This window comes from Streptomyces sp. NBC_00019 (assembly GCF_045041015.1).
GTDB lineage: Bacteria > Actinomycetota > Actinomycetes > Streptomycetales > Streptomycetaceae > Streptomyces.
This window is the reverse complement of the sequence record NZ_CP108302.1, coordinates 3,776,062-3,791,346: the sequence shown is the minus strand read 5'-3', so window position 1 is coordinate 3,791,346 and position 15,285 is coordinate 3,776,062. Positions and strand designations below refer to the sequence as shown.

The following is a 15,285-nucleotide window of genomic DNA, read 5'->3' as shown; positions in this document are numbered from 1 at the left end:
GTGCACGCCGCCTCCGGCAAACGGCTCGGGGACGCCAACCCCCGCCAGGAAGGGCCGGCCGACCTACGACTCGTCCCACCCGCGCTCGCCGCCTGGGCGACGGCGGCGCTGATGCTGGACGCCGCGCCCGAGTGGATCACCGGTGTCGCCGTCCTGTGCCTGGTGGCAGCGGGCGTGATGCTGCTGACGCGACGCCGTGCGGGGCCGCGGGTCTCGGTCGCCGCCGTGCTGCTCTGCGTCGCCGCGGCCGCCGTCTCGGCCGGGCTGCACGGAGCCGATCTGCGCCGTGGGCCGGTGCCCGGGCTGGCGCGGGAGTACACGACCGTGACCGCCGAGATCGAGGTCACCTCCGATCCCCGGCTCACCCGGCCGCGGGTCAAAGGGGACCGTATGGCGCCGACTTCCGTGCTGATCAAGGGTGAGGTGCGGCGGGTGGCGAAGGCGGGCGGGGCGGTGGTGGACACGCGAGCGCCGGTGCTGGTGATGGTCGACGTGGCGGGGTTCGGGAGGAGTGCGGACGGAGGGGCCGGGGCGCCGACAGCGGGTTCGGGCGGTCGGGGGGCTCCGAGTGCCGTTGCCCGGGGCGGAGAGGGAGGCGCGGGTCCCTCCGGCGGGGCGATGAGCGGGGGCGGATCTGCCTTCGGGCCGACAGGTGGGGGCGGTTTCGCCAACGGACCGACAGGTGGGAGTCCCTTCGGCGACAGGGCAGCGGGTGGTGGAGGCTCCTTGGTCGGCGGGCCCGAGTCCTCGCCCTGGCTGAGGTTGCTGCCTTCCACACGGTTTCGTGTCTCCGCGCGGCTGGCGCCGGTGATGGTGGGTGGGGACAGGGTCGCGGCCGTGGTGCGGGTGCGGGGGCAGGGGGTGCCGGAGGTCGTGGCGGGGCCGTCGGGGGTGCAGCGGTTCGCCGGGCGGTTGCGGGGCGGGTTGCGGGAGGCCACCGACGGGCTGCCGGGGGATGCGCGGGCGCTGCTGCCGGGGCTCGTCGTAGGGGACACCTCGCGGATCACTCCGGACCTGGACGAGGCGTTCAAGGAGACCGACCTCGCGCATACGCTCGCCGTCTCCGGGAGCAACCTCACGATCATCCTGGCCCTGCTCATCGGGCCGCCCGGACTGGCCCAGCGCGTCGAGCGCCGGGGGCTCGCACCCCGGCTCGGCATCCCCCTGCGGACGACGGCGCTGCTCGGCGGGGCGCTCACGCTCGCCTTCGTCGTCGTGTGCCGGCCGGACCCGAGTGTGCTGCGGGCCGCGGCCTGCGGAACCGTGGTCCTGCTCGCCCTGGCGACCGGGCGCCGCAGGTCGCTGATCCCGGCGTTGGCGACGGCCGTCCTGCTGCTGGTGCTGTACGACCCCTGGCTGGCCCGGAGTTATGGATTCCTGCTGTCCGTGCTGGCCACCGGGGCCCTGCTCACGCTCGCGCCCCGCTGGAGCGCGGCTCTGCGACGGCGGCGGGTGCCACCGCGGCTCGCCGAGGCACTGGCCGCCGCGGGTGCCGCGCAAGCTCTGTGCGCCCCGGTCGTCGCGGTGCTGTCGGCGCGGGTCAGCCTGGTGGCGGTGCCGTGCAATCTGCTCGTGGAGTTCGCCGTGGCGCCGGCCACGGTGCTGGGCTTCGCCGCGCTGGCGACGGCACCCCTGGTGATGCCGCTGGCCAAGGCGCTGGCCTGGTGCGCGAGTTGGCCCGCGGGGTGGATCGCGGACGTCGCCCGTACCGGGGCGTCCCTGCCCGGCGCCGGGGTGGACTGGCCCGGCAGCTGGACCGGGGCGGTCCTGCTCGCCCTGGTCACGGTGGCCGTGGTGACGGCCGGGCGGCGGCTGTTGCGGCATCCCGGGTGGTGCGGGGTCTGCGGAGCACTGCTCCTGCTGGTGGTGGTGCAGCCGCCGCCGCTGGCCCGGGTGATCACGGGGTGGCCGCCGCCCGGCTGGCGGTTCGTGATGTGCGATGTGGGACAGGGGGACGCGACCGTGCTCGCGGCAGGTGACGGTACCGGTGTGGTGGTGGACGCGGGGCCCGATCCGACGCTCGTCGACCGGTGTCTGCGCACCCTCGGTATCACCAGGATCCCTCTGGTCGTGCTGACCCACTTCCACGCCGACCATGTGGCGGGCCTGCCCGGCGTGCTGCGCGGGCGGAGCGTGGGGGCGATCGAGACGACCGGGTTCGAGGAGCCGGTGGACCAGGTGGAGTTCGTACGGCGGCAGGCGGCGCGGCATCGGATTCCGCTCACCCGTGCCGTGGCGGGGGAGCGACGGCGCACAGGGGCGCTGGCCTGGGAGGTGGTGTGGCCGCCGCCGGCCGGGAGAGCCCCGGGAGCTCCGGTCTTCTCGACGGAACCGGAAGGGCCGAACGATGCCAGCGTCGCCCTGCTCGTGCGGTCGGGCGGGCTGCGGTTCCTGCTCCTCGGCGATCTCGAACCCCCGTCCCAGCGGGCCCTGTTGAGATCCCCGGCGGGCGCGCTGCTGGGCGGCGTGGACGTACTCAAGGTCGCCCACCACGGCTCGGCCTACCAGGATCCGGAACTGATACGCAGAGTGGCTCCGCGGCTGGCGCTCATCTCGGTGGGGAGGGACAACACGTACGGACATCCGGCCCCCGGCACGGTCGCGGCGCTGCGGGCCCAGGGGGCGATGGTGCTGCGGACGGACGAGGACGGGGCGCTGGTGGTCCTGGGAACGGGTGGGTCGCTGCGGGTGGCGGGAGACTGAGGGCATGCATTCCACACAGGTAGATGCCTATCTCCGCCGCCTCGGTGCCGAGCACCCGGCGTGGCCCACCGTGGACGTCCTGCGCGAGCTGCAGCTGCGCCATCTGCAGACCGTGCCCTTCGAGAACCTGTCGATCCATCTCGGCGAGGAGATCGTGCTGGAGGAGAAGCGGCTGCTGGACAAGGTGGTGGGGGCGCGAAGGGGCGGGTTCTGCTACGAACTCAACGGCTCCTTCGGGGCGTTGCTCGCCGCGCTGGGCTTCGAGGTGACACTGCTCGCGGCCCGGGTGTACGGGGAGGAGGGGCGGCTCGGCATCCCGTACGACCATCTCGCCCTGCGGGTGCGGACGGTGGACGGGGGCGACTGGCTGGCCGACGTCGGCTTCGGGGCGCACAGTCACCATCCGCTGGCGATGGGGGCGCGGGGGGAACAGATCGATCCCGCGGGCACGTTCCGGGTCGTCGAGGCCGGGGCGGACGCGGCCGGGGTGCGGGGTGGGCACGTGGTGGCGGAGGCGGCCGACCTGGACGTCGTCATGGGCGGCAAACCCCAGTACCGCCTGGAGGTACGGCCCCGGGTGCTCGGCGACTTCGTGGCGGGCGCCTGGTGGCACAGCACCTCGCCGGCCTCGCACTTCACTCGGTCGCCGGTGTGTTCGCGGGTCACGGAGGACGGCGGGAGGATCACGCTCAGCGGGCGGAGCTTCACGGTGACGGGGGCGGACGGGACGCGCGAGGTGCGGGAGCTGGGGACGGACGAGGAGGTGCTGGGGGTGTACCGGGAGCGGTTCGGGGTGGAGCTCGACCGGGTGCCGGTGACGCGTAAGGCGGGGTGAGGCGGTGGGCCGGGGCAGTGGGTGAGGTCCTGCTGGTCATCGGCTGAGCTGGGGTTTGAGGCTTCCCGAGTGCCGGACAATGGCTGGGTGAGCGATGTGAGACATGTGCTGGTGCTGCCTGACCGGGATGCCGCGGAAGAGGTGGCGGAGGCGCTCAGGGAGCGGTTCGGGGTGGCTGAGGAGCCGCGCATCGTCCGCGACGCGCTGGCGGGGGAGGACGACGCCGAGGACGCGCAGTGGCTCGTTGTGCTGCGGGACGAGGACGGGCGGCTGGATCCCGGGGCGCTGGACGAGTTCGCGGGGGAGTGGGACGGGTGGCGGGAGGAGCCGTAGGGGTGGGGGTGCCCGTCGGGCTCGTCCGGTGGGCGGGGCTCGTTGTCAGTGGCCCGTGCCATGCTTGTCGGCGATGGCAAAGAAGAGTGCGAACGACGACCCGCTTGCCCCGGTGACGCTTGCCGTGGGGCAGGAGGACCTGCTGCTCGACCGTGCCGTGCGGGAGGTGGTCGCCGCTGCGAAGGCCTCCGACGCCGACACGGACGTACGGGATCTGAACCCGGACCAGCTGCAGCCCGGCACGCTCGCCGAGTTGACCAGTCCCTCGCTCTTCGCGGAGCGCAAGGTCGTGGTCGTACGCAATGCGCAGGACCTGTCGGCCGACACCGTGAAGGACGTGAAGGCGTATCTCTCGGCGCCCGCCGAGGAGATCACGCTCGTGCTGCTGCATGCCGGTGGGGCGAAGGGCAAGGGGCTGCTCGATGCCGCGCGGAAGGTGGGGGCGCGGGAGATCGCCTGTCCGAAGATGACCAAGCCGGCGGACCGGCTGGCCTTTGTGCGGCAGGAGTTCCGGGCGACCGGGCGGTCGGCCACGCCCGAGGCCTGTCAGGTGCTCGTCGATGCGATCGGGAGTGATCTGCGGGAGCTGGCTTCGGCCGTGTCGCAGTTGGTCGCCGATGTCGAGGGGACGATCGACGAGGCGGTTGTGGGGCGGTACTACACCGGGCGGGCCGAGGCGTCGAGCTTCACCGTCGCCGACCGGGCGGTCGAGGGGCGGGCGGCGGAGGCGTTGGAGGCGTTGCGGTGGTCGTTGGCCACGGGGGTGGCGCCGGTGATGATCACGAGTGCGTTGGCTCAGGGGGTGCGGGCGATCGGGAAGTTGTCGTCGGCTCGGGGTGGGCGGCCGGCGGATCTTGCGCGGGAGCTGGGGATGCCGCCGTGGAAGATCGATCGGGTGCGGCAGCAGATGCGGGGGTGGACGCCCGATGGGGTTGCTGTGGCGTTGCGGGCCGTTGCCGAGGCGGATGCGGGGGTGAAGGGCGGGGGGGATGATCCTGAGTACGCCCTGGAGAAGGCGGTCGTGGTGATTGCTCGGGCGGCGCGGTCGCGAGGGCGGGCGTAGCGGGCCTCGCTGAGGTTCGTCCGTGGCCGGCGTCGGCTGTTCTCGCCCCCGCCGCCCCTACCCGTCCCATCCTCCAGGGGCGCTGCCCCTTCGACCCCGGCTCCCTGGGGGCTCCGCCCCCAGACCCCCGTCGGCCCTTAAGGGGCCTCGTCCTCAAACGCCGGACGGGCTGGAGGATGCGGGCCTGCTCTGAGAGGCGCGGGTGGGTGGGGGATCGGGACGGCGGATCCTCGTCCTCAGACGCCGGATGGGCTGGAGGATGCGGGCCCGCCCTCAGGGGCGCGGGTGGGTGGGGGATCGGGACGGCGGATCCTCGTCCTCAGACGCCGGATGGGCTGCGATTGCCTGTATCGGTGTGACGGGGGGCTTCTCCGGGAGGACAATCGGGCGCATCAGCCGTATATCGCCGAAACAACGGGAAGGTGGCGGTTGCCATGGCTGAACACCCGCACGCTGTGCTCGTCCGCAAGGGCTACGAGGCCTTTCAGCGTGGTGACATGGACGCCTTGCGTGGTCTGATGACCGCGGACTGTACGCAGCATGTGCCCGGTAGTCACCCGCTCTCGGGGGACTTCAAGGGGCAGGACGCGATCATCGAGATGTACGGCCGGTTGTTCGAGGAGACCAACGGCACGATGAGTGCCGAGCTGCGCAGCCTCCTCGTCGACGGCCGCGGCCATGTCGTCGCACTGCACCACTTCACCGCGGAACGCAAAGGGAAGCGGCTGGAGGAGAACAGCTGCATCATCTTCCGGATCGTGGGAGACAAGGCCACCGATCTCGACGAGTGCGTCGAGGACATCGACAAGTCCAACGACTTCTGGTCGTGACACCGCATGCCGAAGGCCCCGGCTTCCACCCTGGGGAAGGGCGGGCTCCGGGGCCTTCGGACCAAGCTTTCGAGCTCATACCCGCGTGGCGAACGCAGGCCGCGTACGAGCTCTGGGTGCCGGGTGGGAGCGGATGAGAGAGGGCCCGCTCTGGGTCCTTCCGGCGGTCAGATCAAAAAGATCAGATCAGATAAAAGGTGTCAGCCCTTGAGGGACGCGACCTTCGAAGCAAGCGCCGACTTCTTGTTGGCGGCCTGGTTCTTGTGGATGACGCCCTTGGCGACGGCCTTGTCGAGCTGACGCGCGGCAGCGCGCTGGTACTCGGTGGCCTTCTCGGTGTCACCCGCGGCAGCGGCCTCGCGGGCCTTGCGGATGGCGGTCTTCAGGGAGGACTTGACGGCCTTGTTGCGCAGCCGAGCCTTCTCGTTGGTCTTGATCCGCTTGATCTGGGACTTGATGTTCGCCACTGATTGAGCCTTTTCAGGTTCAGGCACGGGACCACAAGGGACCCGGGCCAGGTGATTTCTTGGGGTGTGCCTCGTGCTGAGAGAGCAGGAGACACAGCTACCCACAGTACCAGTGGGCCGGCCGACGGCCCAAAACGGCCTCCGGTCGCCGCCCATGGGACCATGGAGCCTACGTATCGATCCGACCCGAGGCACAAGGCGCCTCAAGAGACAGGACCCTGCGTGCCCGCGACCCCTAACAATGTGCCCGAGCCGAGCCGTACCGACCCGGCTCTGATCCGCAATTTCTGCATCATCGCGCACATCGACCACGGCAAGTCCACGCTCGCCGACCGCATGCTCCAGCTGACCGGAGTGGTCGATCAGCGGCAGATGCGTGCTCAGTACCTCGACCGCATGGACATCGAGCGTGAGCGTGGCATCACGATCAAGTCCCAGGCGGTCCGACTGCCCTGGGCCCCGACCGAGGAGCCGGGCAAGACCCACATCCTCAACATGATCGACACCCCGGGGCACGTGGACTTCACGTACGAGGTGTCCCGGTCGCTGGCCGCCTGTGAGGGCACCGTCCTCCTGGTCGACGCCGCCCAGGGCATCGAGGCCCAGACTCTCGCCAACCTGTACCTGGCGATGGAGAACGACCTCAAGATCATCCCTGTACTGAACAAGATCGACCTGCCGGCCGCCCAGCCGGAGAAGTTCTCCGAGGAGCTCGCCAACCTCATCGGCTGCGACCCCGACGACGTCCTCAAGGTCTCCGCCAAGACGGGCCTGGGCGTCGAGGCGCTGCTGGACCGGGTGGTCGCCGACGTCCCCGCGCCGGTCGGCATCCAGGACGCACCCGCCCGCGCCATGATCTTCGACTCCGTCTACGACTCCTACCGCGGTGTCGTGACGTACGTCCGTGTCATCGACGGTCAGCTCAACAAGCGCGAGCGGATCCGCATGATGTCCACCGGCGCGACGCACGAGCTGCTGGAGATCGGCGTCTCGGCTCCCGAGATGAAGGCGGCCGACGGCCTCGGTGTCGGTGAGGTCGGCTATCTGATCACCGGTGTGAAGGACGTCCGCCAGTCCAAGGTCGGTGACACGATCACCACCCTGCACAAGGGGGCCACCGAGGCGCTCGGCGGTTACAAGGACCCGAAGCCGATGGTCTTCTCGGGTCTGTATCCGCTGGACGGCTCCGACTACCCCGAGCTGCGCGACGCCCTCGACAAGCTCCAGCTCAACGACGCCGCGCTGGTGTACGAGCCGGAGACCTCCGCCGCCCTCGGCTTTGGTTTCCGCGTCGGCTTCCTGGGCCTGCTGCACCTCGACGTGATCCGCGAGCGGCTGGAGCGCGAGTTCGGACTCGACCTCATCGCCACCGCGCCGAACGTGGTCTACCGCGTCGTCATGGAGGACGGTTCCGAGCACACCGTCACCAACCCGAGCGAGTTCCCCGAGGGGAAGATCGACGACGTGTACGAGCCCGTCGTACGCGCCACGATCCTCGCGCCCTCCGAGTTCATCGGCTCGATCATGGAGCTGTGCCAGACCCGGCGCGGCACCCTGCTCGGCATGGACTACCTCTCCGAGGACCGGGTCGAGATCCGCTACACCCTCCCGCTCGCGGAGATCGTCTTCGACTTCTTCGACCAGCTGAAGTCCAAGACGCGCGGCTACGCGTCCCTCGACTACGAGCCCACCGGCGAGCAGGCCTCCAGCCTGGTCAAGGTCGACATCCTGCTGCACGGCGACAAGGTGGACGCCTTCTCGGCGGTCACGCACAAGGACGCGGCGTACGCGTACGGTGTGCGGCTCGTCGCCAAGCTGCGCGAGCTCATCCCGCGGCAGGCCTTCGAGGTGCCGATCCAGGCCGCCATCGGCTCCCGGGTCATCGCCCGCGAGACCATCCGCGCCATCCGCAAGGACGTCCTCGCCAAGTGCTACGGCGGTGACATCTCCCGTAAGCGGAAGCTGCTGGAGAAGCAGAAGGAGGGCAAGAAGCGGATGAAGATGGTGGGCTCTGTGGAGGTTCCGCAGGAGGCCTTCATCGCCGTGCTGAGCAGCGACGACAACGCGGGTTCCGGCAAGGGCAAGAAGTAGCGTCGTTTTCCCGTGAAAATAGGGGCCTGTCGCGTGTGAGCGCGACGGGCCCCTACGCGTGCGTAGCGTCGCGCTCTGTAGAAAGTGACAGGCCGCCGCCCCTTACATCGGCGTCGGTGGCGCTCTACTCTGATCTCCACTCGATAGTTACTCGTGAGTTAAACAACACCCACTCGAGTCACCAGCCGCACTGAGCCAGCCGCCGCACTGTCGCGGGCCCCGGAGGATGTCGTGAGCGACACACAGACCCTGATCGAGAACCGTCCGCCGAGCGTGGCGACCCTCTTCCTGGAGCGCGTTTCGGCCACACCGGACGCCGAGGCGTACCGCTATCCCGTGCCCCCGGCCTCCGGCGAGGGCCCCGACGACTGGAAGTCGCTGAGCTGGGGGCAGACCGCCGAGCGGGTCTACGCCATCGCCGCCGGTCTGATCGAGCTCGGGGTGCAGCCCGAGCAGCGGGTCGCCCTGTCCTCCGCGACCCGCATCGAGTGGATCCTCGCGGACCTCGGCATCCTGTGCGCCGGTGCCGCCACGACCACGGTGTATCCGCAGACCAACGCTGACGAGTCCGCGTTCATCGTCTCCGACTCCGACAGCCGCGTGCTGTTCGCGGAGAACGCCGAGCAGCTGGCCAAGGCGCAGGAGAAGCGCGCCGAGCTGCCCGACCTGACCCATGTCGTGGTCATCGACGCCGAGGGCGTGGAGACCGGCGACTGGGTGCTGACCCTCGCCGAGCTGGAGGCCCGTGGCGCGGCCCGCCTGGAGAAGGACCCCGACCTGATCAAGGAGCGGGTCGGCGCGATCACCAAGGACCAGCTCGCCACCCTCATCTACACCTCCGGCACCACCGGCCGCCCCAAGGGCGTCCGCCTGCCGCACGACAACTGGGCGTACATGGCGAAGGCCATCGCCGCGACCGGCCTGGTGAGCGTCGAGGACGTGCAGTACCTATGGCTGCCGCTCGCGCACGTCTTCGGCAAGGTGCTCACCTCGGGGCAGATCGAGGTCGGTCACGTCACCGCCGTCGACGGCCGTGTCGACAAGATCATCGAGAATCTGCCGATCGTGCAGCCGACGTACATGGCGGCCGTCCCGCGCATCTTCGAGAAGGTCTACAACGGCATCGCCAACAAGGCCCGCGCGGGCGGCGGCGCCAAGTACAAGATCTTCCGCTGGGCCGCCGAGGTCGCCCGCGAGTACGCCAAGGTCACCCAGGACAACTTCCGCCGCACCGGCACCGCGAGCGCCCCCTTCGGCCTTGCCGCCAAGCACGCGGTCGCCGACAAGCTGGTGTACGCCAAGATCCGCGAGGCCTTCGGCGGCAATCTGCGCGCCTGTGTCTCCGGCTCCGTGGCCCTCGCCCCCGAGATCGGGTTCTTCTTCGCCGGCGCCGGCATCCACATCCTCGAGGGCTACGGCCTGACCGAGTCCTCGGCCGCCTCCTTCGTGAACCCGGGCGAGGCGTACCGCACCGGCACGGTCGGCAAGCCGCTGCCCGGCACGGAGGTGCGGATCGCGGAGGACGGCGAGATCCTGCTGCGCGGGCCCGGCATCATGGAGGGCTACCACGGGCTGCCGGAGAAGACCGCCGAGGTGCTGGAGGCTGACGGCTGGTTCCACACCGGTGACATCGGCGAGCTGTCGCCCGACGGCTACCTGCGCATCACCGACCGCAAGAAGGACCTCTTCAAGACCTCCGGCGGCAAGTACATCGCGCCCACCGAGGTCGAGGGACAGTTCAAGTCGGTGTGCCCGTACGTCTCCAACATCCTGGTGCACGGCGCCGACCGGAACTTCTGCACCGCCCTCATCGCCCTCGACGAGGTGTCGATCCTCGGCTGGGCGAAGGAGAACGGCCTGGACGGCAAGTCGTACGCCGAGGTCGTGGCCGCGCCGGCCACCGTCGAGATGATCGAAGGCCACATCAAGGAACTCAACGAGGGTCTCCAGCGCTGGCAGACCATCAAGAAGTTCCGGCTGCTCCCGCGTGACCTCGACGTCGAGCACGGCGAGATCACGCCGAGTCTCAAGCTGAAGCGGCCGGTTGTGGAGCGGGAGTACAAGCACCTCATCGACGAGATGTACGCGGGGGCTCGCGAGGCGTAGGGGGCGGCGGGGGATTGTGCGCGGCTGACGGTCCGTCGTGGCTTGTCGCGCAGTTCCCCGCGCCCCTGACCGGCGTTATAAGCGCCCTCTGCTGACCAGTTGACGTAGCTCCCGGACCTGTGTGCGCAGTGTTGCCAGGTCCGGGGGGTTCTCCCCGGACAGTTGCTTCTCCAGGTCGGCCAGGCGGGTGTCCACCTCGCCCTGGTCCTGGGCCAGAAGTCTCTCCAGTTGCTGGTTCTTGCGGTGCAGGTCCAGGAATACGGTGACCTTCGCCCTGAGCACCCAGGGGTCGAAGGGCTTGGTCAGATAGTCCGCGGCGCCGGTCGCGTAGCCGCGGAAGGCGTAGCCGGAGTCGTCCTCCGCGCCGGTCAGGAAGATGATCGGGACGTCCTTGGTCTGATCGAGCCGTTTGATGTTCGCGGCGGTCTCGAAGCCGTCCATGCCCGGCATGCGGACGTCGAGCAGGACGAGGGCGAACTGCTGCCGCAGCAGCGCCTTCATCGCCTCCTCGCCCGAACGTGCGCGGACGAGCGGCTCGTTGAGGGACCCCAGGACGGCCTCCAGGGCGACCAGGTTGTCCTCCATGTCGTCGACGAGGAGGATGCTGGCGCGCTCTTCGGTCGTTGCCTCAGCGCTCATGGTGACTGTGCCTCATTCAGTCGTCGGCGGGACCGGCACTTCCCCTGTCATGCCCGGTTCCGGTGCGTCGGTCTCCGCGTCGGCCGCGGGCTTCGGGACACCTTCCTCGTCCTGCGGGCCCTCCGGGTCGAGGAGCGCGCACACGACGGTCAGCAACTGATCCACGTCGACCGGCTTGGGTACGTAGTCGTTGGCGCCCCGCGCGATCGACTTCTCCCGGTCTCCAGGCATCGCCTTCGCGGTCAGCGCGACGATCGGCAGGCCCGTCCAGCGCGGGGTGCGGCGGATGGCGGCGATCGTCTCGTAGCCGTCCATCTCCGGCATCATGATGTCCATCAGGACGAGTTCGACGTCCGGGTTGCGCTCCAGCGTCTCGATGCCCTCCCGGCCGTTCTCGGCGTAGAGGACGGGCATGCCGACCCGGCCGAGGACATGGGTCAGTGCGAAGACGTTGCGGATGTCGTCGTCGACGATCAGCACCCGCCGCCCGGGCAGCACCTGGCCCGCCCGGCCCCTCTTCCACGCCTCCAGCTTGGTGGGCGTCGGCCACGAGTCGTCCACTTCGGCGGAGGTGAAGGGCTCGGTCGACAGTTGTTCCGGTACCGGCAGGGTGTGCTCCTCGGGAGTGGGGCCGGTCGCCGAGTGGCCGGGGCTGACGACGGGGACGTACAGCGTGAACGTGGAGCCCTTGCCGGGCTCGCTCTCGGCGACGATCCGGCCGCCGAGCAGACCGGCGATCTCGCGGCTGATCGACAGACCGAGGCCGGTGCCGCCGTACTTGCGGTTGGTGGTGCCGTCGGCCTGCTGGAACGCCTCGAAGATCACCGGCAGTTTCTCCTGCGCGATGCCGATGCCGGTGTCGGTGACGGAGAACGCGATCACCTGACCGCTGTCGCGGACGTAGTGGAGCTCGGTGTCCGTGACCCGGTCGACGCGCAGCTCGACCCGGCCCGTCGCGGTGAACTTGATCGCGTTGGAGAGCAGGTTGCGCAGGATCTGCTGGAGCCGCTGCTCGTCCGAGTACATCTCGCGCGGCACGTCCTCGCCGACCGCCACCTCGAAGGCGAGCCCCCGGTCGAGGGTGAGCGGGCGGAAGGTGGCGTGGACATAGTCGAGCAGCTTGATCAGCGGCAGCTTCTTCGGGCGTACGTCCATCCGGCCCGCCTCGATCTTCGACAGGTCGAGGATGTCGTTGATCAGCTGGAGGAGGTCCGAGCCCGAGCGGTGGATGGTCGTCGCGAACTGCACCTCCTGGTCGGAGAGATGGCCGTGCGGGTTGTCGGAGAGCAGCCGGGCCAGGATCAGCAGGGAGTTGAGCGGGGTGCGCAGCTCGTGCGACATGTTCGCCAGGAACTCCGACTTGTACTGGGAGCTGGTCGCCAACAGGGCGGCCTTCTCCTCCAGTTCGGCGTTCGAGCGCTGCAACTCCGCCTGCTGTTTCTGGAGTTCGTCGGAGCGCTCCTGGAGCTGGCGGGCCAGGCGCTGGGACTCGCCGAGCAGGGACTCCGTACGGGAGTTGGCGATGATCGTGTTGATCGCGACGGCGATGGTGTTCACGAACTGGTCGAAGAAGGCCAGATGGACGTCGGAGAAGCGGGAGAAGGACGCCAGTTCGATCACGCCGAGGAGCTTGTCCTCGAAGAGGATCGGGATGATGACCACGCTGGTGGGCGCCGCCTCACCGAGCCCACTGTTGATCTTGATGTAGTCCGGCGGGGCCTCCTCGACGAGGATCCGCTTCTTCTCGCGGGCGGCCTGCCGGACCAGGCCGTGCACCGGGAGGCCCCCGGTCTCCATGGTCGCGCCCTGTGCCGAGCCGTAGCCGGCGATGAACGCGAGTCCTTTCGCGGGGACGGTGGTGCGGAGAGCGGCACTGTCCTCGTCGGGGTCGGCCAGGAAGAACGCGCCGTACTGGGCGTTCACCAGCGGGGTCAGCTCGCGCAGCAGCAGGTCGGCGACCTCCATCAGGTCCCGGTGGCCCTGCATCAGCGCGGCGAGGCGGGCCAGGTTGGACTCCAGCCAGTCCTTGGCTCGGGTGGTCTCGCGGAGGTTGGCCACCATCAGGTTGATGTTGTCCTTGAGTTCGGTGACCTCGCCCTGGGTCTCCACGGTGATCGAGCGGGACATGTCGCCCTGGGCCACCGCGGAGGCGACCTCGGCGATCGCGCGGACCTGGGTGGTCAGGTTCAGGGCGAGCTCGTTCACGTTCGTCGTCAGGCGCTTCCAGGTGCCGTACACGCCCTCTACCCTGGCCTGGCCGCCGAGTTGGCCCTCGGAGCCGACCTCGCGGGCCACGCGGGTGACCTCGGAGGAGAAGGAGGACAGCGTGTCGACCATAGTGTTGATGGCGGTCTTCAGCTCCAGGATCTCGCCCCGGGCGTCCACGTCGATCTTCTTGGAGAGGTCGCCGTTGGCGACGGCCGTGGTCACCTGGGCGATGTTGCGGACCTGCGAAGTGAGGTTGTCCGCCATGTAGTTGACGTTGTCCGTCAGGTCCCGCCACACCCCGGAGACGCCCAGTACCTGGGCGCGGCCGCCGAGCCGGCCGTCGGTGCCGACCTCGCGGGCCACGCGGGTGACCTCGTCGGCGAAGGCGCGCAGCTGCTCCACCATCGTGTTGACGGTGTCCTTGAGTTCGAGGATCTCGCCGCGCGCGTCCACGGTGATCTTCTTGGAGAGGTCGCCGTTGGCGACGGCGGTCGTCACCTGGGCGATGTTCCGCACCTGCGAAGTCAGGTTCAGGGCCATGAAGTTGACGTTGTCGGTGAGCTCCTTCCACACCCCCGACACACCGCGCACCTGCGCCTGGCCGCCGAGGTTGCCTTCGGTGCCGACCTCGCGGGCGACGCGGGTGACCTCGTCGGCGAAGGCGGAGAGCTGGTCGACCATCGTGTTGATGGTGGACTTCAGCTCCAGGATCTCGCCCTTCGCCTCCACCGTGATCTTCTTGCCGAGGTCGCCCTGGGCCACGGCGGTGGAGACCAGAGCGATGTTCCGCACCTGTGAAGTGAGGTTGTCCGCCATGAAGTTGACGTTGTCGGTGAGGTCCTTCCAGACACCGCTCACCCCCCGCACCTGAGCGCGCCCGCCCAGGTTGCCCTCGGTGCCGACCTCACGGGCGACCCTCGTCACTTCGTCGGCGAAGGCGGAGAGCTGGTCGACCATCGTGTTGATGGTGGACTTCAGCTCCAGGATCTCGCCCTGCGCGTCGACGGTGATCTTCTGACTCAGGTCGCCGTTCGCCACGGCCGTCGTCACCTGGGCGATGTTCCGCACCTGCGAGGTCAGGTTCGACGCCATGAAGTTGACGTTGTCGGTGAGGTCCTTCCACACCCCCGACACGCCCCGCACCTGGGCCCGGCCGCCCAACTGCCCCTCGGTGCCGACCTCGCGGGCCACGCGCGTCACCTCGTCGGCGAAGGCGGAGAGCTGGTCCACCATCGTGTTCACGGTCAGCTTCAGTTCGAGCAGCTCACCGGTCGCCTCGACGGTGACCGAGCGGGTCAGGTCGCCGCGTGCCACCGACGTGGTCACCAGGGCGATGTCCCGCACCTGGGCCGTCAGCCGGGCAGCCATGGTGTTGACCGCCTCGGTCACATCCCGCCAACTTCCCGACAGCCCCTGCACCTTGGCCCGCCCACCCAGGCGCCCTTCGGTGCCGACCTCGCGCGCGACCCGGGTCACCTCGCCGGTGAACAACGACAACTGGTCGACCATCTTGTTCACGGCCCGCCCCAGCCGCCGCAGATCGCCGCGCAACTGACGGTTGCCGTCGTGCAGGTCGACCCGCTGGGTCAGATCGCCGCCGGCCACCGCGTCCAGGACCCGGGTCGCGTTCGCCGCCGGGGCCACCAGGGCGTCGAGCAGCTGGTTCACATCGCTGACCCGGGACGCCCAGGCACCCGCGCCGGGGCTCGGCGAGAGCCGCTCGTCGAGCCGGCCGTGCCGCACCAACTCCCTCTTCACACGCTGGACTTCGGTGGTGAAGTGGACGTTGCGGTCGACCAGTTGATTGAAGATCGCGGTCAGTTCGGCCGTGACACCATGGGCGCCGGTCTCCGTCACCTTCGCGAAGTGCCCGTCCCGGGCGGCCGTCATCGCGGCGAGCAGCGGACGCAGATCCGATGCTCGAATCTGGTCATCTTTCTGTCCGTCTTCGAGCACACGCGTAGCACTGTTCTCACTCATGGCGGCCCACTTCGGTAACTCGGCGCTTAT

Annotated in this window: 10 protein-coding genes; 7 read left to right on the top strand and 3 right to left on the bottom strand. The window is 69.5% G+C overall.

Annotation, left to right across the window (positions count from 1 at the left end):
• The 5 genes from OHU89_RS18015 (at position 1) to OHU89_RS17995 (ending at position 5,764) form a co-directional block, all read left to right on the top strand.
• Positions 1-2,703, top strand: a complete 2,703-nt coding sequence (locus OHU89_RS18015; protein WP_405644158.1) for a ComEC/Rec2 family competence protein — start codon at positions 1-3, stop codon at positions 2,701-2,703.
• 4 nt (positions 2,704-2,707) lie between these two features.
• Positions 2,708-3,538: an arylamine N-acetyltransferase gene (locus OHU89_RS18010; RefSeq protein WP_405644156.1), complete on the top strand. Its 831-nt coding sequence runs from the start codon at positions 2,708-2,710 to the stop codon at positions 3,536-3,538.
• A gap of 87 nt (positions 3,539-3,625) precedes the next feature.
• The gene (locus tag OHU89_RS18005; protein ID WP_351679045.1) at positions 3,626-3,871 is read left to right on the top strand and encodes a hypothetical protein; all 246 of its coding nucleotides are present in this window, start codon (positions 3,626-3,628) and stop codon (positions 3,869-3,871) included.
• A 73-nt stretch (positions 3,872-3,944) separates the two neighbouring features.
• Positions 3,945-4,934, top strand: coding sequence for a DNA polymerase III subunit delta (holA, locus tag OHU89_RS18000; protein WP_405644153.1), 990 nt, complete (start codon positions 3,945-3,947; stop codon positions 4,932-4,934).
• 434 nt (positions 4,935-5,368) lie between these two features.
• Positions 5,369-5,764: a nuclear transport factor 2 family protein gene (locus tag OHU89_RS17995; RefSeq protein WP_405644151.1), complete on the top strand. Its 396-nt coding sequence runs from the start codon at positions 5,369-5,371 to the stop codon at positions 5,762-5,764.
• 200 nt (positions 5,765-5,964) lie between these two features.
• Here OHU89_RS17995 and rpsT read toward each other — a convergent pair whose 3' ends face one another.
• The gene (gene rpsT, locus OHU89_RS17990; RefSeq protein WP_093909403.1) at positions 5,965-6,231 is read right to left on the bottom strand and encodes a 30S ribosomal protein S20; all 267 of its coding nucleotides are present in this window, start codon (positions 6,229-6,231) and stop codon (positions 5,965-5,967) included.
• A 222-nt stretch (positions 6,232-6,453) separates the two neighbouring features.
• Between rpsT and lepA the strand changes: the two genes are divergently transcribed.
• Positions 6,454-8,322 (top strand): translation elongation factor 4, encoded by a 1,869-nt coding sequence (gene lepA / locus OHU89_RS17985; protein WP_405644148.1) that lies wholly within the window; start codon positions 6,454-6,456, stop codon positions 8,320-8,322.
• Between the two features lie 231 nt (positions 8,323-8,553).
• Positions 8,554-10,428, top strand: a complete 1,875-nt coding sequence (locus tag OHU89_RS17980; RefSeq protein WP_405644146.1) for an AMP-dependent synthetase/ligase — start codon at positions 8,554-8,556, stop codon at positions 10,426-10,428.
• Between the two features lie 75 nt (positions 10,429-10,503).
• Here the strand turns inward: OHU89_RS17980 and OHU89_RS17975 are convergent, their stop codons facing one another.
• Both OHU89_RS17975 and OHU89_RS17970 read right to left on the bottom strand, forming a co-directional pair.
• Complete coding sequence (locus OHU89_RS17975) at positions 10,504-11,067, bottom strand: two-component system response regulator (RefSeq protein ID WP_405644144.1); 564 nt, start codon at positions 11,065-11,067, stop codon at positions 10,504-10,506.
• Positions 11,068-11,079: 12 nt separating this feature from the next.
• On the bottom strand, positions 11,080-15,255 hold the full coding sequence (locus OHU89_RS17970; RefSeq protein ID WP_405644142.1) for a HAMP domain-containing protein: 4,176 nt from the start codon (positions 15,253-15,255) through the stop codon (positions 11,080-11,082).
• Positions 15,256-15,285 lie beyond the last annotated feature (30 nt).

What these genes read in the sequence shown, in the direction of transcription:
- OHU89_RS17975 (WP_405644144.1), bottom strand. Translation starts at nt 11,067, where the DNA reads ATGAGCGCTGAGGCAACGACCGAAGAGCGCGCCAGCATCCTCCTCGTC.
- OHU89_RS17970 (WP_405644142.1), bottom strand. Translation starts at nt 15,255, where the DNA reads ATGAGTGAGAACAGTGCTACGCGTGTGCTCGAAGACGGACAGAAAGAT.
- OHU89_RS17995 (WP_405644151.1), top strand. Translation starts at nt 5,369, where the DNA reads ATGGCTGAACACCCGCACGCTGTGCTCGTCCGCAAGGGCTACGAGGCC.
- holA (WP_405644153.1), top strand. Translation starts at nt 3,945, where the DNA reads ATGGCAAAGAAGAGTGCGAACGACGACCCGCTTGCCCCGGTGACGCTT.
- OHU89_RS18010 (WP_405644156.1), top strand. Translation starts at nt 2,708, where the DNA reads ATGCATTCCACACAGGTAGATGCCTATCTCCGCCGCCTCGGTGCCGAG.